Below are 19,247 nucleotides of genomic sequence, written 5' to 3'. Positions count from 1 at the left end.
GGCAATCCCTCGAACCGGTCAACCGAAAGGTTGAATGCGGGCTGCGTCCTTCGATTCGGGTGAAGCGTGCTGTGGCGCGATGCCCGTCGGGGCCCGCGGGCCGCACTGTGGACGGCATGTTCGTCGCATGGAGAGATCTCCGGTTCGCCAAGGGCCGGTTCGTCCTGATGGGGACCGTGATCGTACTGATCACGCTGCTGGTGGGGCTGTTGTCGGGGCTGACCGCCGGGCTCGCGCGGGACAACACGTCCGCGCTGACCGGCCTGCCCGCCGACCACATCGCCTTCGCGCAGCCGGCCGACGGTCAGGCGGTGTCCTTCACCGGCTCGACCGTGACGCCGAAGCAGTGGCGGGAGCTGGCCGGGCGGCCCGGCGTCGACGGCGCCGAGCCGATCGGGATCAGCACCCTGGAGGCGGAGGCGGGCCGGCACACCGCCGCGGTCTCCGCCTTCGGGGTGCGGCCGGACTCGGGGCTCGCGCCCGACACCACCGCGCCCGGCACCGCGGTCCTGTCGCGGAAGGCCGCGACCGAACTGGGCGTGCGGGCGGGGGACCGGCTCACGCTCGGCACGCGGACGCTCACCGTCTCCGCCGTCTCCGGCGACGCCTCCTACAGCCACACTCCCGTCGTCTGGACCGACCTCGGCGACTGGCAGCGCGTCACCCACTCCGACGGCGCCACGATCGTCGCCCTGACCACCGGCCCGGGCGCCGATCTCGCCGCCGCCGACCGGGCCGCCGGCACGGACACCACCACCGTCGACGGCGCCCTCGAAGCCATAGGGTCCTACCAGGCCGAGAACGGCTCCCTGCAGCTGATGCGCGGCTTCCTCTTCGTCATCTCGGCGATGGTCGTCGGGGCCTTCTTCACCGTGTGGACCATTCAACGCAGCGCGGACATCGCCGTGTTGAAGGCGCTGGGCTCGTCGACCGGGTACCTGCTGCGGGACGCGCTCGGGCAGGCCGTGCTGATGCTCGTGGGAGGCACCGCGACGGGCACCGCGCTCGCCGCGCTCATCGGGGCGTTCGTGCCGGACAGCGTGCCGTTCGTGATGGAGCCGCTGACCACCATCGGCCCGGCCGTGGTCATGACCGTCCTCGGCGTCGTCGGCGCCGCCCTGTCCATCCGGCGGATCACCGCCGTCGACCCCCTCACCGCCCTCGGAAGTGCCCGATGACCCTGCTGCTCGACGACATCACGCTGACGTACCCGGACGGCGACGGGCGGCTCACCGCCCTGGACCGGGTGGGTCTTGAGGTTCCCGCCGGGGGCCTGACCGCCGTGGTCGGACCGTCCGGGTCCGGCAAGTCCAGCCTGCTCGCCGTCGCCGCGACGCTGGTCACACCGGACAGCGGGCGGGTGCTGGTCGACGGGGCCGAGGCCACCGGGCTCGGCCGGGCCGACGCCGCCGAGCTGCGGCGCCGTGCCATCGGCATCGTCTTCCAGCAGCCGAATCTGCTGCCGTCGCTCACGGCGGCGGAGCAGCTCCAGGTGATGGCCCATCTCGACGGGCGGCGTCCTCGTGAAGTACGGGAGCGGGTACGGGAGCTGCTCGACGCGGTGGGCCTCTCCGAGCAGGCCCACCGGCGCCCGCACCAGCTCTCCGGCGGGCAGCGGCAGCGGGTCAACATCGCGCGAGCCCTGATGAACGATCCGAAGGTACTGCTGGTCGACGAGCCCACCAGTGCGCTCGATCATGAGCGGGGGGCCGCGGTGCTGGCGTTGCTGGGGCGGCTCACCCGGGTGCGGGGGACGGCGACGGTGCTGGTCACCCATGACCGGGGGCAGCTCGGGGTCGCCGATGAGGTCGTCGAGATGGTGGACGGGTGCCTGACCCAGCGGGTCGTCGGCTGACGGCCGGCGGGGGCGCGACCAGCCCCCGCTCACCCGCACCCGGCCGGCAGCGAACCCCTAAGAAGCCGCGCCCGAGCTGGCCAGCGCCTCCGACAGCTCACGGGCCACCTGCTGAAGCACCGGCACGATCTTCTCCGTCGCCGCTTCCGTGACGCGTCCCGCGGGACCCGAGATGGAGATGGCCGCCGCCGTGGGGGAGTCCGGGACGGAGACCGCGAGGCAGCGCACCCCGATCTCCTGCTCGTTGTCGTCCACCGCGTAGCCGAGCTGCCGGACCTCTTCGAGCGCGTCGAGGAAGCCGTCCGGCGTCGTGATCGTCTTCTCGGTCGCCGCCGGCATCCCGGTCCGCCCGAGCAGCGACCGCACCTCGTCGGCGGGGGTGTGCGCGAGCAGCGCCTTGCCCACACCGGTCGAGTGCGGCAGCACCCGGCGCCCGACCTCGGTGAACATCCGCATCGAGTGCTTCGACGGCACCTGGGCCACGTATACGATCTCGTCCCCGTCGAGCAGCGCCATGTTCGCCGTCTCGCCGGTCTCCTCGACGAGCCGTGCCAGATAGGGGCGCGCCCACGTGCCGAGCAGCCGGGACGCCGACTCGCCGAGCCGGATCAGGCGCGGGCCGAGCGCATAGCGGCGGTTGGGCTGCTGACGTACGTAACCGCAGGCCACCAGGGTGCGCATCAGGCGGTGGATCGTCGGCAGGGGCAGGCCGCTGCTCGCGGAGAGTTCGCTCAGGCCCACCTCGCCACCGGCGTCGGCCATCCGCTCGAGCAGGTCGAAGGCGCGCTCGAGGGACTGGACACCGCCGCTGGGCTTGGCGGGGTCAGTGGTGCTGGCGCTGGACGTCGGCACGGCGCGGTTCCTTTCGAGGACAGGCAGGCAGGAGTGCAGCCTATCCGGCGGTTTCCGGCCCGGTGATCCCTTGACCTCGAAGTTCGTCGGTAGCTACGTTCTGCCTGTCGGAATCATAATTTCACTTTGTGGAAACGTCCAGACCCTTGACGGTTCACGAAGCCGGAGTGAAAACTCCTTCAACAGAACGTTGAAACTCATGTACGGGAGGTCCAGGGTGTCGGACGTCGAAGTCGAACTGGTGCTGCGCTCGACCCGCGTCATCACCCCCGACGGTACGCGGCCCGCGTCGGTCGCCGTCGCCCAGGGGAAGATCACCGCGGTGCTCGCGCACGACGCGGAGGTGCCGGAGGGTGCCCGCCTGGAGGACTTCGGCGACGACGTGCTGCTGCCCGGCATCGTCGACACGCACGTGCACGTGAACGACCCCGGCCGCACCGAGTGGGAGGGCTTCTGGACCGCCACCCGCGCCGCCGCGGCCGGTGGCATCACGACCCTCGTCGACATGCCGCTCAACTCCCTGCCGCCCACCACGACGGTCGAGAACCTGCGGACCAAGAAGGACGTGGCCGCGAGCAAGGCGCACATCGACGTCGGCTTCTGGGGCGGCGCCCTGCCCGACAACGTCAAGGACCTGCGCCCGCTGCACGACGCCGGCGTCTTCGGCTTCAAGTGCTTCCTGTCGCCCTCCGGCGTCGACGAGTTCCCGCACCTGAACGGGGACCAGCTCACCGCCTCGATGGCCGAGATCGCCGGCTTCGGCGGACTGCTCATCGTGCACGCCGAGGACCCGCACGAGCTGGACGTGGCGCCGCACAACTCCGGCCCCAAGTACGACGACTACCTCGCCACCCGCCCCCGGGTCTCCGAGGACGTCGCGATCAAGGGGCTCATCGACACCGCCAAGCGGATCGGCGCCCGCGTCCACATCCTGCACCTGTCGTCCTCCGACGCGCTGCCGCTGATCGCCGCCGCCAAGGCCGAGGGCGTCAAGCTCACCGTCGAGACCTGCCCGCACTACCTCACGCTCACCGCCGAGGAGGTCCCGGACGGGGCGAGCGAGTTCAAGTGCTGCCCGCCCATCCGCGAGGCCGCCAACCAGGACCTGCTGTGGCAGGCGCTCGCCGACGGCACCATCGACTGCATCGTGACCGACCACTCGCCGTCGACCGCCGACCTGAAGACCGACGACTTCGCCACCGCGTGGGGCGGCATCTCCGGCCTCCAGCTGAGCCTGTCGGCCATCTGGACCGCGGCCCGCTCGCGCGGCCACTCCCTGGAGGACGTGGTCCGCTGGATGTCCGAGCGGACCTCCGCCCTCGTCGGCCTCGACGACCGCAAGGGCGCCATCGCCGTCGGCCGTGACGCCGACTTCGCCGTCCTCGCCCCCGAGGAGACCTTCACCGTCGACCCGGCGGAGCTCCAGCACCGCAACCGCGTCACCGCGTACGCGGGCAAGACCCTGCACGGGGTCGTCAGGTCGACCTGGCTGCGCGGCGAACGCATCGTCGCCGACGGCGAGTTCACCGCCCCGCAGGGCACGCTGCTCGAAAGGAACAAGTGACCACCATGTCCGCGCATTCCGGGATACCCAGCTTCACCGGGGACGCCAGCCCCTACGGCGGCGGCGACCCGTACGCCGACTACCGCACCGCGGACTTCCCGTTCACGCAGTACGCCGACCTCGCCGCGCGCCAGCTCGGCGCCGGTGTGATCGCCGCGAACGACGAGTTCTTCGCGCAGCGCGAGAACCTGCTGGTGCCCGAGCGTGCCGAGTTCGACCCCGAGCACTTCGGCCACAAGGGCAAGATCATGGACGGCTGGGAGACCCGCCGTCGCCGCGGCACCGGCGCCGACCATCCGTGGCCCACCGCCGACGACCACGACTGGGCGCTGGTCCGGCTCGGCGCCCCCGGCGTCGTCCGCGGCATCGTCGTCGACACCGCCCACTTCCGCGGCAACTACCCGCAGGCCGTCTCCGTCGAGGCCACGTCCGTGGCGGGCGCGCCCACCCCCGAGGAACTCCTCGCGGACGACGTGAAGTGGGTGACCCTCGTCCCGCGTACGGCAGTCGGCGGCCACGCGGCCAACGGCTTCGCGGTCGACGTCGAGCAGCGCTTCACGCACCTGCGCGTCAACCAGCACCCCGACGGCGGCATCGCCCGCCTGCGCGTGTACGGCGAGGTCGTCCCGGACCCGAAGTGGCTCGCCGTGCTCGGCACCTTCGACGTCGTCGCCCTGGAGAACGGCGGCCGCGCCGAGGACGCCTCGAACCTCTTCTACTCGCCCGCCTCCAACACCATCCAGCCCGGCCGCTCCCGCAAGATGGACGACGGCTGGGAGACCCGGCGCCGCCGCGACAACGGCAACGACTGGATCCGCTACCGGCTCGTCGCCCAGTCCGAGATCCGCGCCCTGGAGATCGACACCGCGTACCTCAAGGGCAACAGCGCCGGCTGGGCGTCCGTCTCGGTCAAGGACGGCGAGAGCGGCGAGTGGACCGAGGTGCTGCCCCGCACCCGTCTGCAGCCCGACACGAATCACCGCTTCGTGCTCGACACCCCGGCCGTCGGCACCCACGCCCGGATCGACATCTACCCGGACGGCGGCATCTCGCGGCTCCGTCTGTTCGGCTCGCTGACCGAGCAGGGCAGCACCGAACTGGCCGCACGCCACGCGGAGTCGGGTGCCTGACCCGCACAGCGACCTGCGGGGCGCACCGGCCCGACAGCACCGGTGCGCCCCGCATGCTCATGCCGCGTGACCGCCGTCCACCGAGAGCTCCGCACCGGTGACGTAGGCGGCCGCGGGCCCCGCCAGATAGGCCACCGAGCGGGCCACCTCGTCCGCCGTGCCGAACCGGCCGAGCGCCGTCATCTCCGCCTGGCCCTGCGCGTACGGGCCGTCCGCCGGGTTCATGTCGGTGTCGATCGGCCCCGGGTGCACGATGTTCGCCGTGATGCCGCGCCCGCCCAGCTCCCGCGCCAGCGCCTTCGTCAGGCCGATCAGGGCCGACTTGCTCATGGCGTAGAGCGTGCCGCCGGGGCCCGGCACGCGCTGGGTCATGCACGTACCGATCGTGATGATCCGGCCGCCGGCCCCGAGCACCTGTGCCGCGGCCTGCGAGGCGAGGAAGACCCCGCGCACGTTCACCGCGAGGACCCGGTCCACATCGGCGAGGGCGAGGGAGTCGAGGGGGCCGAGGAGGCCCACGCCCACGTTGTTCACCAGGACGTCGAGCCGCCCGAGCCGGTCCACGGCGGCAGTCACCGCGCCCGCCGCCTCGGCCGGGTCCGCGGAGTCGGCGCGCACCGCGAGCCCGCGGCGTCCGGTCGCCTCGATCCGCCGCACCACCTCCTCGGCGGCCTCCTTCCCCTGGACGTAGGTGACGGCCACGTCGTAGCCGTCCTCGGCGAGGCGCAGGGCCGTCGCCGCCCCCATGCCGCGGCTGCCGCCGGTCACCAGGGCCACCTTGCTGTTCATGTGCGTCTCCCGTGCAGAGCGGTTGTTGTGGCTTCAAGTACAGCGGCGCACGGCGGCGGGGGCTGGCGGCGAACGGACATCGAGATCCTCGTGCTCCGCCCCCCCCGGAACCTTTCGCTCCGCCTCTCGCGTTGAAGAGGACGTGACACTTCAGCAAGAGATCGTCGGCAATGCGATGCAGATGGCCGTGGTCAACCTCGGACCCGGCCAGACCGTCTATTGCGAGGCGGGAAAGTTCCTGTTCAAGACGGCGAACGTGAGCATGGAGACCCGCCTCTCGGGCCCCTCGCAAGGGCACGCCCAGGGGCAGGGCGGCCAGGGCGGCGGCATGGGCGGCATGCTCCGCCAGGCCATGGGCACCGCCATGCAGGTCGGCCAGCGCGCCCTCGCGGGCGAGTCGCTCGCCTTCCAGTACTTCACGTCGCAGGGCGGCGAGGGCACGGTCGGCTTCGCCGGGGTGCTGCCCGGCGAGATGCGCGCCCTGGAGCTGGACGGCACGCGCGCGTGGTTCGCCGAGAAGGACGCCTTCGTGGCCGCCGAGTCCAGCGTCGAGTTCGGCATCGCCTGGCAGGGCGGGCGGACCGGGCGCAGCGGCGGCGAGGGCTTCGTCCTGGAGAAGTTCACCGGGCGCGGCACGGTGATCATCGCGGGCTCCGGCAACTTCATCGACCTGAACCCGGCGGACTTCGGCGGCCGCATCGAGGTCGACACCGGCTGCATCGTCGCCTTCGAGGAGGGCATCCAGTACGGGGTCCAGCGCATCGGCGGCCTCAACCGCCAGGGGATGATGAACGCGGTCTTCGGCGGCGAGGGCCTGTCCCTGGCGACCCTGGAGGGCAACGGCCGGGTGATCCTGCAGTCCATGACCATCGAGGGCCTCGCCAACGCCCTGCGCAAGGCGCAGGGCGGCGACAAGCAGGGCGCCACCGGCGGCCTCTTCTCCACCCACGCGGGCTGACGGCGCCGCGCGGCCGCCGCGATGAGTTTCCGGTGCGGACGGGGTCTGCACCGGAGACGGACATTCCCGGCCGGCCGCTGGAGGCGGACATGAAGCTCACACTCACCCAGTTCCTCAGCATCGACGGCGTCCATCAGGCGCCCGGCGCCCCGGAGGAGGACACCTCCGGAGGGTTCCCGCACGGCGGGTGGACGGTGCCGTTCGGCGACGAGGACTTCATGGGGTTCGTCACCGAGTCCTTCGCCCGCGCCGACGCGTTCCTGCTGGGGCGCCGCACGTACGACATCTTCGCCGGGTACTGGCCGCGGCGGACGGATCCGGCCGACCCGGTCGCGAGCAAGCTGAACGCGCTGCCGAAGTACGTCGCCAGCAGGACCCTGACCGGCGCGGACTGGGCGGGCACCCGGGTCATCGGCGGCTCCGACCTCGTCAAGGACGTCACCGCGCTCAAGGAACAGCCCGGCCGCGAACTGCAGATCCACGGCAGCGGCGACCTCGCCGCGTACCTGCTGCGCCACGACCTCATCGACACCCTGCACCTGCTGACGTTCCCGGTCGTGCTCGGCACCGGAAAGCGGCTGTTCGCCGAGGGCGCCGTCGCCACCGCGTTCCGCAACGCGGGCACCCGCGTCACGGGCAAGGGCGTCGTGATCACCTCGTACGAGCTCGACGGCCGCCCCACGTACGGCAGTTTCGCGTGACGGGACCTGGTCGCCGTGATCATGCCGCGGGTACGGTGAGCGCCGCCCCCGCGTGAGCCGCCGACGTCTCCGCACGGCCCCGCCCGCACCCGGAGACCTCATTGAGCGGCATCGCCCTGCCCGCACCCCGCCCCCGCGCCTGGCTCGTCGACGTACCCGTCCTCGCGGTCGCCGTCGTCTGGGGCGCCAGCTATCTCGCCGCCAAGGGCGTCACCACCCAGTCGACCGTGCTCGCCGTTCTCGTCCTGCGCTTCGGGATCGTGCTGCCCGCCCTCGTGGCCGCCGGACGGCGGGCGCTGCGCGCGCTGAGTCCCGCCCAGTGGCGCGGCGCCGGGCTGCTCGGCCTGATCCTCAGCGGGATCTTCCTCCTGGAGACGTACGGCGTCGTGCACACCTCGGCGACCAACGCCGGGCTCATCATCAGCCTCACCATGATCTTCACCCCGCTCGCCGAGGCGGCCGTGACGCGGACCCGGCCGTCCCGCGCCTTCCTCGGGGCCGCCGCGACATCCGTGCTCGGCGTCGTGCTCCTGACACAGGGGGGCGGTTTCACGACACCTTCGGCCGGCGATCTGCTCATGCTCCTCGCGGCGCTCGCCCGCACCGTGCACGTGCTCGCCATGTCCCGCATCAAGGCCGTCCAGGGCGCCGACGCGCTGCCCCTGACGACGGTCCAACTCGGCTCCGCCGTCGTCGTGTTCGCGCTGCTGTGCGCGGTGCCGGGGACCGGAGCGGCCCCCTGGGACGCGGCCGCCGCCTTCCGGCCGGCCGACTGGGCGGGCCTGCTGTTCCTGTCCGTCTTCTGCACACTCTTCGCGTTCTTCGTGCAGATGTGGGCCGTGCGCCGTACATCCCCTTCGCGCGTCAGCCTGCTGCTCGGCACCGAGCCCCTTTGGGCGGCCGCGGCCGGGATCGCCCTGGGTGGTGAACGGCTGGGTGTGATGGGCGTGTTGGGGGCGGTTCTGGTGCTGGCCGGAACCGGCTGGGGACGGCGCGCCGGAAGTTAACGCCCGGAAAACAGACAGCAGTTGGGATTGACGCGCGTAGCTCTACGCGCGTCAATGAGGGGCATGAAGACTCCCTCACGCTTCATCAGCGCCGCGGCCGTCGCCGCCGCACTCCTCATCGGCGGCTCCGCCACCGTCACCGCCGAGGCCGCCACGGCCCCGGCCGCCGCGTCCGTCACGTCGGTGTCCCCCCTCGCCGCCGCCGCGTCGTTCGGCGACATCTGTTACTCGGACCTGCCCTCCCAGGCGTACGACACCCTGGACCTGATGGCCTCCGGCGGCCCGTACCCCTACGCGCAGGACGGCACCGTATTCAAGAACGCCGAGGGCCTGCTGCCCGCCAAGGCGTCCGGGTACTACCACGAGTTCACCGTCATCACCCCGGGCTCCAGCACCCGCGGGGCGCGCCGCGTCGTCGCCGGCGGCACTGTCTCCGACCACGTCGAGGACTACTACACGTCGGACCACTACGCGTCCTTCGACCTGATCGACTACTCCTGCTGAACCGGAGCGAAGGGTCCGGCCTGCCTGACAGCTCCGTCAGGTCCGGCAGGTCTCAGGCCTTCTTCTGGGCGTCGGCCGCCGCGAACAGCGCGATGGCGAGCACCACGAGCGCGATGCTGCCGTAGACCTCGCGGCCCGCCAGGAACGGAACCCGTTCGATCAGGCCCCAGCCCAGCCAGCCGGTGAACTCGTGGATCAGGCCGACAGCGCCCTGGATCAGGGCGAACGCGCCGATGACCTCGAGCATCGTCTGCAACTGCTTCTTGTTCATGCACGGAACTCTCGCCCCGCGGACCCCCCACCCACATCGGCCGCGGGGCGAGTCCCGTGCGACCCGTGACTCCGAACGTCCCGCGGAACCGCGACCAAAGTCTCGAAGTGCCACGACTTTGGTCCCCCGGACACCGCGCGGAGCGGTGCGCGGCGCCCCCGGTGCGTAGATTTGTCGACCATGGAGGCACGGGAGACACCGGCGGCACCGATGACACCGGCGACACCGGTCACGGCATCGGCGGACAGCGCGCCGCTCCCGTGGCAGCGCCGGCTGCTGCCCTCGGCTGTCGCCGGCGAGCTCGACCTCGACCCCGACGGCCGGCCGGGACGCCGACGGCGCACCGCCCGGGACTGGATCGTCGACTTCAGCTGCTTCCTGATCGCCGTCTTCCTCGGCCTGATCTTCTCCGAGCAGCTCTGGGACGACCCGCACACCCCGTCCGTCCTCGCCTGGACCGACCAGATCCTCGGCGCGCTGGCCTGCGCGGCGGTCTGGCTGCGCAGGCGCTGGCCGCTCGGCTTCGCCGTGGCGATGCTCCCGGTCGGCTTCCTGTCGAACACCGCGGGCGGCGCCTCGATGATCGCGCTGTTCACGCTCGCCGTGCACCGGCCGTTCCGCAACATCGCCTGGGTCGCGGGCATCAGCATCGCGCTCGTCCCGCTCTTCTACTGGCTGCGGCCCGACCCCGACTCCAGTTGGGGCCTTTCGGTCGCGTTCACCGTGATGATCACGATCGCGGTCGTCGGCTGGGGCATGTTCGTCCGCTCCCGGCGCCAGCTCCTGATGTCCCTGCGGGACCGGGCCCGACGCGCCGAGAACGAGGCGGCCCTGCGCGCCGAGAAGGCCCAGCGCCTGGCCCGCGAGGCCATCGCCCGCGAGATGCACGACGTGCTCGCGCACCGCCTCACCCTGCTGAGCGTGCACGCGGGCGCCCTGGAGTTCCGGCCCGACGCGCCCCGCGACGAGATCGCCCGCGCCGCCGGGGTGATCCGGGAGAGCGCCCACGAGGCGCTCCAGGACCTGCGGGAGATCATCGGCGTGCTGCGCGCCGCCGACCACGGCGAGGAGTCGGGCCGCCCGCAGCCCACCCTCGCCGCGCTCGACGCCCTGGTCGCCGAATCGCGCGAGGCCGGCATGGACGTACGGCTCGACAACCGCGTCCCCGACCCCAAGGGCGTACCGGCCTCCACCGGACGCACCGCCTACCGCATCGCCCAGGAGGGCCTGACCAACGCCCGCAAACACGCGCCCGGCGCCGCGGTCACCGTCACGGTCACCGGCGCCGCGGGCGAGGGCCTCAGCCTCACCGTCCGCAATCCGCCGCCGCCCGGCGAGGTCCCGCACGTGCCCGGCTCCGGACAGGGCCTGATCGGGCTCACGGAACGGGCGACGCTGGCCGGCGGCCGGCTCGACCACGGGCGTGCCGCGGACGGCGGGTTCGCGTTGCGGGCCTGGCTGCCGTGGAGCGGCTGACCGGGCAAGGGCACGAGGTGACTACGGTGGGGCCCATGAACGCGATCCGTTTGCTGCTCGTCGACGACGACCCCCTGGTCCGCTCGGGCCTGACGTTCATGCTGGGCGGGGCGGACGACGTCGAGATCGTCGGGGAGGCGGCCGACGGCCAGGAGGCGCTGACGCTCGCCGCGACGGTCAGGCCCGACGTCGTCCTCATGGACATCCGGATGCCGGTCATGGACGGCCTCGCCGCGACCGAGCGACTACGCGCGCGTGCCGATGCGCCCGAGGTCGTCGTCCTCACCACGTTCCACGCCGACGAGCAGGTGCTGCGGGCGCTGCGCGCGGGCGCCGCCGGTTTCGTGCTCAAGGACGCCTCGCCCGCCGACATCCTCGGCGCCGTGCGCAGCGTCGCGGGCGGCGACCCGGTCCTCTCGCCCGCCGTGACCCGCCAGCTGATGACGCACGCCGCCGCCTCCGAGCGCGACGTGCGCACCGCGGGCGCCCGGCAGCGCCTCGACACCCTGGCCGAGCGGGAGCGCGCCGTCGCCGTCGAGGTGGGCCGCGGCAAGTCCAACGCGGACATCGCCGCGACCCTGTACATGAGTGTCGCCACCGTGAAGACCCACGTCTCACGTGTCATGACCAAGCTCGACCTCAACAACCGTGTACAGATCGCGCTGCTCGTCCACGACGCCGGACTCCTCGACGAAACCTGAGGGCCGGCCGGCCAGGGTAAATTCACACCGTGATCTAAGCGCTGGTTGCTGTTGGGTGAAGGGGCGGGAGCGAGGCATGGCAGGACCACGTCGGCGTACGGTGCGCGATCTGCGCCGCAACAACCGGGCCACCGTACTGGGCAAGCTCTACTTCGAAGGGCCGCTCAGCAGGCAGGAGTTGGGGCCCATGACGGCGCTCAGCTCCGGTTCCATCAGCAATGTCGTCGCGGAGCTGGTCGCCGACGGCCTCGTCGAGGAGGCCGGTTCCGTCGAATCCGACGGCGGGCGCCCGCGCACCCTGCTGCGCGTCGCACCCGGTAGCGGCCACCTGGTGGGCGTGGACGTCGGCGAGACCCGGGTCCTCGTCGAGCTGTTCGACCTCAGTCTCAGCGAACTCGCGCGCGCGGAGGCCCCGCTCCCGGACGGGAAGTACGACGCGCAGGCCGTCGTCCGCATCGTCGCGACCGGCCTGGCGCAGGTGCTCGCCGAGGCCGGGGTGGCCCCCGCCTCGCTCATCGGCGTCGGCATCGGCGTGCCCGGCATCGTCGACGCGTCGGGCCCCGAGGGCGCCGTCGTGCACGGCCAGACCATCGGCTGGGACGCCGTCCCGCTGGAGGCGATGCTGCGCGCCGAGGACCGGCTCCTCGCCGAACTGCCGCTGTTCGTCGACAACGGCGCCAAGACGCTCGGCCGCGCCGAGATGTGGTTCGGCGCGGGCCGCGGCGCCCGCAACGCGGTGATAGCCCTCATAGGCGTCGGCGTCGGCGCCTGTGTGATCGCCGACGGCGTGCCCTACCGGGGCTCGTCGTCCAGTGCGGGGGAGTGGGGGCACACCGTCCTCCAGGTCGGCGGGCGGGAGTGCCGCTGCGGAGCGCGCGGCTGCCTGGAGGCGTACGTCGGCGCGCAGGCGCTGCTCGAACGGTGGCGGGAGGCGGGCGGCAGCTGGGAGTCCCCCGACGAGGAGGGCGCCCTCGCCGAACTCCTCGACGACCCGCTCGCCGCGGGCCTCCTGGACGAGACCGCGGAGTTCCTCGGGGCCGGCATCGCCGACCTGGTCAATCTCTTCAACCCGGAGCGGATCGTCGTCGGCGGCTGGGCGGGCCTGCTGCTCGGCCCGCGCCTGATCGAACCGGTGCGCCGCGCCGCCGCCGCGTACGCCCTGCGCCATCCCTTCGCCCAGACCACCGTCGAACTCGGCCGGCTCGGCACCGACGCGGTCACCGTCGGCGCGGCGACCCTGCCGCTCGCGAAGTTCCTGGAGACGGGCGGCGGCACCCGCCGGGAACCGATCGTCAGCGGCGCGAGTTAGACGGGGAGACAGCAGGCGCGGGGGACGGGATTCGTATCGGCTCGGATCCGGAGGGGCGTGGCGGCATGGCCGAGATCGTCGACCTGGGGGAGTACGCGGACGGAGCGGCGGCGTTCTACGCCGATCCGTACCCGGTGTACGAGAGACTGCGTGCCCGCGGGCCCGTGCACCAGGTGCGCACACCGGGCCCGGGGCCGCGCGAGGAGCTGTGGCTGATCGTCGGCCACGAGGCGGCGCGGGCCGCGTTCACGGACCCGCGCCTGGTGAAGTCCCCGCCCTGGGGGATGGACGACTCGGACATGGGCCACCATCTGCTCTTCGCCGACCCGCCGCAGCACGGCAGGCTGCGCTCCCTGGTCACCCGGGAGTTCACCCCGGGCCGGGTGGCCGCGCTCGCCCCGCGCATCCAGAAGATCACCGACGAACTGCTCGACGCGATGGTGCCGCAGGGCTCCGCCGACCTCGTCGAGGCGCTGGCCTTCCCGCTCCCGTTCGTCGTCATCTGTGAACTGCTCGGCGTCCCCGACCTCGACCGCGAGCGGTTCCGCCGGATGTCGACCCAGGTCGTGGCGCCGACGTCCACGGACGAGGAGGCGGCCGCCTTCGTCGAACTGACGCAGTTCTTCGAGGAGCTGATCGAGGACAAGCGCTGCACGGCCCCCTCCGACGACCTGCTCAGCGCCCTGATCCGCACGACGGCACAGGACGGCGACCGGCTCTCCCGCAGCGAACTGCGCGGCATGGCCTTCCTGTTGCTCATCGCCGGCCACGAGACGACGGTCAACCTGATCGGCAACGGTGTGCGGGCCCTGCTCGCCCACCCCGACCAGCTCGCCGCGCTGCGCGCCGACATGAGCCTGCTCGACGGCGCGGTGGAGGAGATGCTCCGCTACGACGGCCCGGTCGAGACGGCGACGCACCGCTTCGCCGCCGAGCGCATCGAGATGGCCGGCACGGTGATCCCGCAGGGCGCCCCGGTCCTCATCGGGATCGGGAACGCGGACCGCGACCCGGAGCGCTTCCCGGCCCCCGACCGGTTCGACATCCGCCGCGAGCCGCGCGGCCATCTCGCCTTCGGCCACGGCATCCACTACTGCCTGGGCGCTCCGCTGGCCCGCCTCGAAGGCCGGATCGCGCTCGGCTCGCTCCTCGAGCGCTGCCCCGGCCTGGTCCTGGACGGGAAGCCGGACACCTGGCTGCCCGGGATGCTGATGAGAGGGGTTCGTACACTGCGGGTGCGCTGGTAGCGGCGCGTCCCGTACGTCCATGGAGGAACCCACGGTGTCCGCACCCGACTTCGATCTCGGCATGGCTCAGAAGGCCCTGGAGTCACAGCCGTTCAGTCGTCTGCTCCAGGCCCGGATCACGGAGTTCGGCGACGGCGTGGCGACCCTGGAGCTGGACATCCGCCCCGAACTGCACCAGCAGAACGGCTTCGTGCACGGCGGCGTCCTCGCCTACGCGGCGGACAACGCGCTGACGTTCGCGGCGGGTGCCTCGCTCGGCCCCTCCGTCCTGACCTCGGGCTTCTCGATCCAGTACGTGCGCCCCGCCCAGGGGACGACCCTCTCGGCGCGGGCCGAAGTGGTGAACGCGGGGCGGCGTCAGGCCGTGGTCCGGGTGGATCTCTCGGTCCGGGACGAGGCGGGCGCGCAGAAGGTGTGCGCGGTGGCGCAGGGGACGGTCCTCACCGTGTAGGCAGCGGACGCGCCGCCCCGAGCGATGCGGTCGGCGCCGCCTCGCGCCGGCGCAGCGCCCGGGAGGCCGCGACGAGCAGCAGGACCGCCCCGGTGGCGAACACGAGGCTGCCGGGCACGCTCAGGGTGAGCGGCAGGCCCATCTGCGCGCCGTGCTCGAACCCCACCCAGGCGTACGTGAGCAGCGCGCCGCCCGCGAGCGCGAACCGGTGCCGGTCGCCCCAGCCGGGCCGGTGTGCCCAGCGCCCGAGGACCACGACGGCCACGGCGGCGAGCACGCACCAGAAGCCGACCAGCACCCAGGCGGACACGCCTTCGCCGGGCAGGAAGTCGCGGGACCAGTACCCGCTCGACAGAGCGAACGCCGTCAGACCCACGGTGCGGGGCGCGGGCGCGGGAGGGGCGCTGTCGGCGGGGAACGCGGGCCGCCGTCCGGCCAGGAACGCGGCCACGATCAGCGCCACGATCGCGGCTCCCGCCCACGCGAACTGCCCCGCGGACGCCACGAACTTCTCCGACTGCGCCTGGCCGAGCCCCAGCAGGGCCGCGCCCGCGCCGAACACCACCGCCGTCACGGTGAGCCCGAACCCGCCGAGCCACGGCCGGGTACGGTCCCGGTCGAACGCCTCCAGCAGCGCGATCGGGACGCAGATGCTCCAGACGGTGTGCAGGGCGAGGACGTCCTGGATCATCTGGACGCTGGTGCCGAGCAGCGGGACGTACGTCGCCGAGTACGCGGCCCCGATGTCGAAACCGCCGTAGTGCGGGTTCCACAACATCTGGTCGACAGGGCCCTCCTCGACGAGCGCGTACGCGGCCGCCAGCAGGATCATCGTCGGCCGGCCACGCCCGGCCCGCCGGGCGGTCTCGCGGATCAGCAGGGCGCCGCCGCCGTACAGCGGCGCGAACATGACGAGCCCCGGCAGCGCGGTGATCGGCTGATTGCCGAGCAGGAACTCCCCGACGAGCGGAGCCAGCACGAACAGTCCGAACGCGAGCAGGAGCCGGTGCCGGTTCGCCGCGGCGGGGGTGTCGGTCATGCCGTCGACGGTAGGTCCCAGGATGCGGGGGCCGCATCGGCACTTGGTAGCCAGGGCCGCGACTTCGGACGGACCACCGTCCGCCGCCGGGTGCGCCCCCGAAAGGCCGCAGGCCCGTCAGGGCGCGGGGCCGTGTCCGTCAGCGGCTTTGCCACGGGGTGCGATCAGCCCCCGCACCCGCACCGCCGACGAGACCGAACGCCCCCGGACCTACCGCGCCCCGGCGATCTCCTCCAGCCGCACCAGCCGCCGCTCCCGCCGCGACACCTCGCACGCCTCGGCCACCCGCAGCGCGGCCAGGGCCTCCCACCCGTCGCACGGATTGCTCCGCGCTCCGCGCACCACGTCCACGAACGCCTTCAGCTCCGCCTCGTAGGCGGGCGCGAACCGTTCCAGGAAGCCGGGCCACGGCTTGTCCGCGGCGGGCGGCCCCTCCGGCTCCGTCGAGGCGATCGGCGTACGGTCGTCGAGCCCGACCACGACCGTGTCCCGCTCCCCGGAGAGCTCCATGCGCACGTCGTACCCCGCGCCGTTGCACCGCGTCGCCGTGGCCGTCGCCAGCGTCCCGTCGTCCAGGGTCAGCACCACCGCCGCGGTGTCCACGTCCCCGGCCTCCCGGAACATGGCGGGCCCCGCGTCGGATCCCGCCGCGTACACCTCGACGACCTCACGGCCGGTCACCCAGCGCAGTGCGTCGAAGTCGTGCACGAGGCAGTCCCGGTACAGGCCGCCCGACAGCGGCAGATACGCGGCCGGCGGCGGCGCCGGGTCCGAGGTCATGGCGCGTACGGTGTGCAGGCGTCCGAGCCGGCCCGCCCGCACCGCCTCGCGCGCGGCCGTGTACCCGGCGTCGAAGCGCCGCTGGAAGCCGAGCTGGAGCACGGTGCCGGCGGCCTCGACCTCGTGCAGCGCGGCCAGCGTCCCGGGCAGGTCGAGTGCGATCGGCTTCTCGCAGAAGACCGGCAGACCGGCCCGTGCGGCCCGGCCGATCAGCTCCGCGTGCGCCGCGGTCGCGGCCGTGATGACGAGGGCGTCGACGCCCCAGGTGAACAGCTCGTCGACGCTGGGCGCCGCCGTCGCCCCGATCCGGTCGGCGAGCGCGACGGCCCGCTCCGGCTCCGCGTCGGTGACGAGGAGCGAGCCGACCTCCCGGTAACGCTCCAGGACGCCTGCGTGGAAGGTGCCGATACGGCCCGTACCGATGAGTCCGATGCGCATGCACCCAACGTGCCGTGCCACCCAAGTACTGTCAATCCTTTGTCCTGACAAATGCGAGGGTGGGGTGCGGGCGGCCCGGACCGTCACTCCGCGTCGAGGCGCAGCACCACCACCCCGTACGGCGGCAGGGTCACGGCCTGTACGGGCTCGCCGTCCCGCGTCGTCAGCCGCCACCCGTCCGCGACCACCGGCTTCACCGGCAGCTCGGTCGCGCACTGCCCGACCAGCCACACCCACCGGTGCCCGTCCGCGTGCTCGACGAGATCCACCGCGACCCGGGGGTCCGCGACCGTCACCGGCCGGCGCACCCCGGCCCGCGCGGCCAGTGCGTCGTAGAGCGCGCTGGTCGCCTCCGGGTTCACGCGCGGTGTCACGGCCGCCATGTGCTCGACGGGGTACGTGCACAGCACGAGCCGCCCGGATCCGACCGCCCGCTCCACGAGGGCGGGCCGGCCGTGCCCGTCGACGGCGACCACGTCGGCCTCGCCCTCCACCACTTCTACGGGCAGGAAGCACCGACTGTTCACCGTCCCCGCCGCCCGCAGCGAAAGCCGTGCTCCCGCGCCCAGACTCCCGAAGTCCCGCTCGAAGACGAACTCGACCTCGTCGTCCTCGATCGGGTTCACCAGACCGTACGCCAACTGGTTCCGCACGCCGAAGAGTTGGTCCATCCGCGCGTACCACGGACCGCGCTGCTCCGCGTGCGCGCCCGGCGAGTACGACACGTACACCGTCGCCCCGCCCCGCGCCAGCTCCTCCAGCCGGTACCAGGTCGGAGCCAGCAGCTGCTTGACGGACGGCGCCAGATACAGCCGGAAGCCGTCCTCCCACTCCCCGTCGCTCTCACGCACGACCGTCGCCGGGGCGTCCGCGAGCCGCGCCGCGATCCACGCCTGGCGCCCGGTCTCCTGCACGTACGCGCGGTCCTCGGCCCGCGTGAACGGATACGGCGTGTCGAGATACGACGACACGACCAGCGCCGTGTCCGTCGCCGCGCGCGTGCACCGCTCCCACTCCACCTCCTCCAACACCCGTGCGAAGTCCCGGAGTTCGCGCAACTGCGCCTTGGGGTGGCCCTCGGAATCGGTCAGGCCGAAGTACAGCTCGAAGGCGTGGTGCCGGTACGGCGGCTGCTCGCGCACCACCGGATTGTCGTAGTCCGTGTTGTTCCAGGCGATCCAGCCGGTGGCGCCCGCGAGCAGGCTGTTGTGCAGGGCCTGGCGGTAGTACACCGCCGCGTTCTCGTCCGACGCGAACGCCGACGTCAGCCCGAACTCCTCCAGGATCACCGGCCGGTCGAACGTCGACGTCAGCTCGCACACCCAGGCCGCCGCGTGATGCTGGCGGACCACGTCGTCCTCCATGCGGTACACGTGCGGTCCGAGCCAGTCGCACAGCCGCGCCGCGTCCCGCACCGAGAAGCCGTTGTCGTGCCCCGAGTTCTCGATGCCCCACGCGCCGTCGCCGAGCGACACCGGCTGGGTGCCCCCGCCGGCCCGCACCGCGTCCACCACCAACTGCGCCCAGGACCCCACCACGTCACGGGAGGCGTCCGCGGCGCCGTAGATCGGCATCTCGTTGGAGATCAGCCACCCGGCCACCGCCGGATGGTCCTTGAAGCGGCGCGTCATCTCGCGCACGAACCACGCCTGCCGCGCCACCAGCCACACGTCGCCGTACAGATCGCGGTCGCCGCGCCACGCCGGGTCCCAGTTCTCCCCGGACATGTGGCCGACGATGAAGGTGGGCACGGTGGTCATGCCGAGCGCGTGGTGCCGGTCGAGGAAGTCGGCGAACCGGGCGCACAACTCCTCGTCCACCCGGTCGGGTTCGGGCATGAAGTCGGGCCAGTAGAAGAACGACCGGGTCATGTTCAGGCCGTGGTCGCGCAGCACCCGCAGTTCGCCGGCGACGATCCCCGGATCGTACGAGCGCCACATCAGCGGGCCACCGGTGCGGGACCAGAAGTTGGCCCCGAGCCAGGTGACCGGGCGGCCGTCGCGGGACATCCGGGCAGCGGAACGCGGCATCTTCGAACTCTCCCTGGAAATGGGCGACATGGAGGCATGGGGCGAAGAGCGCGGTCCGTTGCGGACGGGCGTGCCGCGTCGTATCCGTCGAGTGAAGCGCTGCACCGGTTTAGCGTCAATACCGCCCGCACCGAAAGGCCGAGAT

The 19,247-nt window shown here is 72.6% G+C and carries 19 protein-coding genes; 13 read left to right on the top strand and 6 right to left on the bottom strand.

From position 1 onward, the window contains the following. The first annotated feature begins 116 nt into the window (after window positions 1-116). A complete protein-coding gene (locus tag J3486_RS08335; RefSeq protein WP_207819503.1) occupies window positions 117-1,178 on the top strand; it encodes an ABC transporter permease in 1,062 nt (353 codons plus the stop codon). Then, on the top strand, window positions 1,175-1,855 hold the full coding sequence (locus tag J3486_RS08330) for an ABC transporter ATP-binding protein (RefSeq protein WP_207819502.1): 681 nt from the start codon (window positions 1,175-1,177) through the stop codon (window positions 1,853-1,855). The genes J3486_RS08335 and J3486_RS08330 overlap by 4 nt, the downstream gene beginning before the upstream one ends. A 57-nt stretch (window positions 1,856-1,912) precedes the next feature. Here the strand turns inward: J3486_RS08330 and J3486_RS08325 are convergent, their stop codons facing one another. After that, window positions 1,913-2,707 carry an IclR family transcriptional regulator gene (locus J3486_RS08325; RefSeq protein WP_207819501.1) on the bottom strand — a complete coding sequence of 265 codons (795 nt, stop codon included), beginning with the start codon at window positions 2,705-2,707 and terminating at the stop codon, window positions 1,913-1,915. 217 nt (window positions 2,708-2,924) lie between these two features. On the opposite strand from J3486_RS08325, the gene allB reads away from it, so the two are divergent. Both allB and alc read left to right on the top strand, forming a co-directional pair. Continuing rightward, window positions 2,925-4,271 (top strand): allantoinase AllB, encoded by a 1,347-nt coding sequence (gene allB, locus J3486_RS08320; protein ID WP_207819500.1) that lies wholly within the window; start codon window positions 2,925-2,927, stop codon window positions 4,269-4,271. A gap of 5 nt (window positions 4,272-4,276) precedes the next feature. Then, window positions 4,277-5,401 carry an allantoicase gene (gene alc / locus J3486_RS08315; protein WP_207819499.1) on the top strand — a complete coding sequence of 375 codons (1,125 nt, stop codon included), beginning with the start codon at window positions 4,277-4,279 and terminating at the stop codon, window positions 5,399-5,401. Between the two features lie 57 nt (window positions 5,402-5,458). Here alc and J3486_RS08310 read toward each other — a convergent pair whose 3' ends face one another. Beyond that, a complete protein-coding gene (locus J3486_RS08310) occupies window positions 5,459-6,190 on the bottom strand; it encodes an SDR family oxidoreductase (protein WP_207819498.1) in 732 nt (243 codons plus the stop codon). Window positions 6,191-6,332: 142 nt separating this feature from the next. Between J3486_RS08310 and J3486_RS08305 the strand changes: the two genes are divergently transcribed. The 4 genes from J3486_RS08305 to J3486_RS08290 all read left to right on the top strand — a co-directional run bounded on the left by J3486_RS08305 (window position 6,333) and on the right by J3486_RS08290 (window position 9,360). Then, entirely contained in the window at window positions 6,333-7,148 is an 816-nt protein-coding gene (locus J3486_RS08305) for an AIM24 family protein (RefSeq protein ID WP_207819497.1), read from the top strand. Window positions 7,149-7,237: 89 nt separating this feature from the next. Beyond that, window positions 7,238-7,849 (top strand): dihydrofolate reductase family protein, encoded by a 612-nt coding sequence (locus J3486_RS08300; protein ID WP_207819496.1) that lies wholly within the window; start codon window positions 7,238-7,240, stop codon window positions 7,847-7,849. A 101-nt stretch (window positions 7,850-7,950) separates the two neighbouring features. Beyond that, window positions 7,951-8,856 carry a DMT family transporter gene (locus tag J3486_RS08295; RefSeq protein WP_207819495.1) on the top strand — a complete coding sequence of 302 codons (906 nt, stop codon included), beginning with the start codon at window positions 7,951-7,953 and terminating at the stop codon, window positions 8,854-8,856. A 54-nt stretch (window positions 8,857-8,910) separates the two neighbouring features. After that, the gene (locus J3486_RS08290; RefSeq protein WP_207819494.1) at window positions 8,911-9,360 is read left to right on the top strand and encodes a ribonuclease; all 450 of its coding nucleotides are present in this window, start codon (window positions 8,911-8,913) and stop codon (window positions 9,358-9,360) included. Window positions 9,361-9,412: 52 nt separating this feature from the next. Here J3486_RS08290 and J3486_RS08285 read toward each other — a convergent pair whose 3' ends face one another. After that, entirely contained in the window at window positions 9,413-9,631 is a 219-nt protein-coding gene (locus J3486_RS08285; RefSeq protein ID WP_207819493.1) for a hypothetical protein, read from the bottom strand. A 210-nt stretch (window positions 9,632-9,841) separates the two neighbouring features. Between J3486_RS08285 and J3486_RS08280 the strand changes: the two genes are divergently transcribed. From J3486_RS08280 to J3486_RS08260, 5 genes are all read left to right on the top strand, one after another. Continuing rightward, window positions 9,842-11,107 (top strand): histidine kinase, encoded by a 1,266-nt coding sequence (locus tag J3486_RS08280; RefSeq protein ID WP_207819720.1) that lies wholly within the window; start codon window positions 9,842-9,844, stop codon window positions 11,105-11,107. A gap of 35 nt (window positions 11,108-11,142) precedes the next feature. Continuing rightward, a complete protein-coding gene (locus J3486_RS08275) occupies window positions 11,143-11,808 on the top strand; it encodes a response regulator transcription factor (protein ID WP_207819492.1) in 666 nt (221 codons plus the stop codon). Window positions 11,809-11,884: 76 nt separating this feature from the next. Continuing rightward, the gene (locus tag J3486_RS08270; protein ID WP_207819491.1) at window positions 11,885-13,117 is read left to right on the top strand and encodes an ROK family transcriptional regulator; all 1,233 of its coding nucleotides are present in this window, start codon (window positions 11,885-11,887) and stop codon (window positions 13,115-13,117) included. Window positions 13,118-13,182: 65 nt separating this feature from the next. After that, a complete protein-coding gene (locus tag J3486_RS08265) occupies window positions 13,183-14,364 on the top strand; it encodes a cytochrome P450 (RefSeq protein WP_207819490.1) in 1,182 nt (393 codons plus the stop codon). Window positions 14,365-14,383: 19 nt separating this feature from the next. Further along, window positions 14,384-14,815: a PaaI family thioesterase gene (locus tag J3486_RS08260; RefSeq protein ID WP_207819489.1), complete on the top strand. Its 432-nt coding sequence runs from the start codon at window positions 14,384-14,386 to the stop codon at window positions 14,813-14,815. Here the strand turns inward: J3486_RS08260 and J3486_RS08255 are convergent. The 3 genes from J3486_RS08255 to J3486_RS08245 form a co-directional block, all read right to left on the bottom strand. Continuing rightward, window positions 14,805-15,854, bottom strand: coding sequence for a hypothetical protein (locus J3486_RS08255; protein WP_207819488.1), 1,050 nt, complete (start codon window positions 15,852-15,854; stop codon window positions 14,805-14,807). The genes J3486_RS08260 and J3486_RS08255 overlap by 11 nt on opposite strands. A 210-nt stretch (window positions 15,855-16,064) precedes the next feature. After that, a complete protein-coding gene (locus J3486_RS08250; RefSeq protein ID WP_207819487.1) occupies window positions 16,065-17,072 on the bottom strand; it encodes a Gfo/Idh/MocA family oxidoreductase in 1,008 nt (335 codons plus the stop codon). Between the two features lie 83 nt (window positions 17,073-17,155). Next, window positions 17,156-19,102: a cellulase family glycosylhydrolase gene (locus J3486_RS08245; protein WP_207819486.1), complete on the bottom strand. Its 1,947-nt coding sequence runs from the start codon at window positions 19,100-19,102 to the stop codon at window positions 17,156-17,158. Window positions 19,103-19,247: the final 145 nt, after the last annotated feature.

Source organism: Streptomyces sp. VRA16 Mangrove soil (assembly GCF_017377775.1).
Classification (GTDB): domain Bacteria; phylum Actinomycetota; class Actinomycetes; order Streptomycetales; family Streptomycetaceae; genus Streptomyces.
Note: the sequence above shows the minus strand (reverse complement) of the source record. Positions and strands in the feature narration are given on the sequence as shown.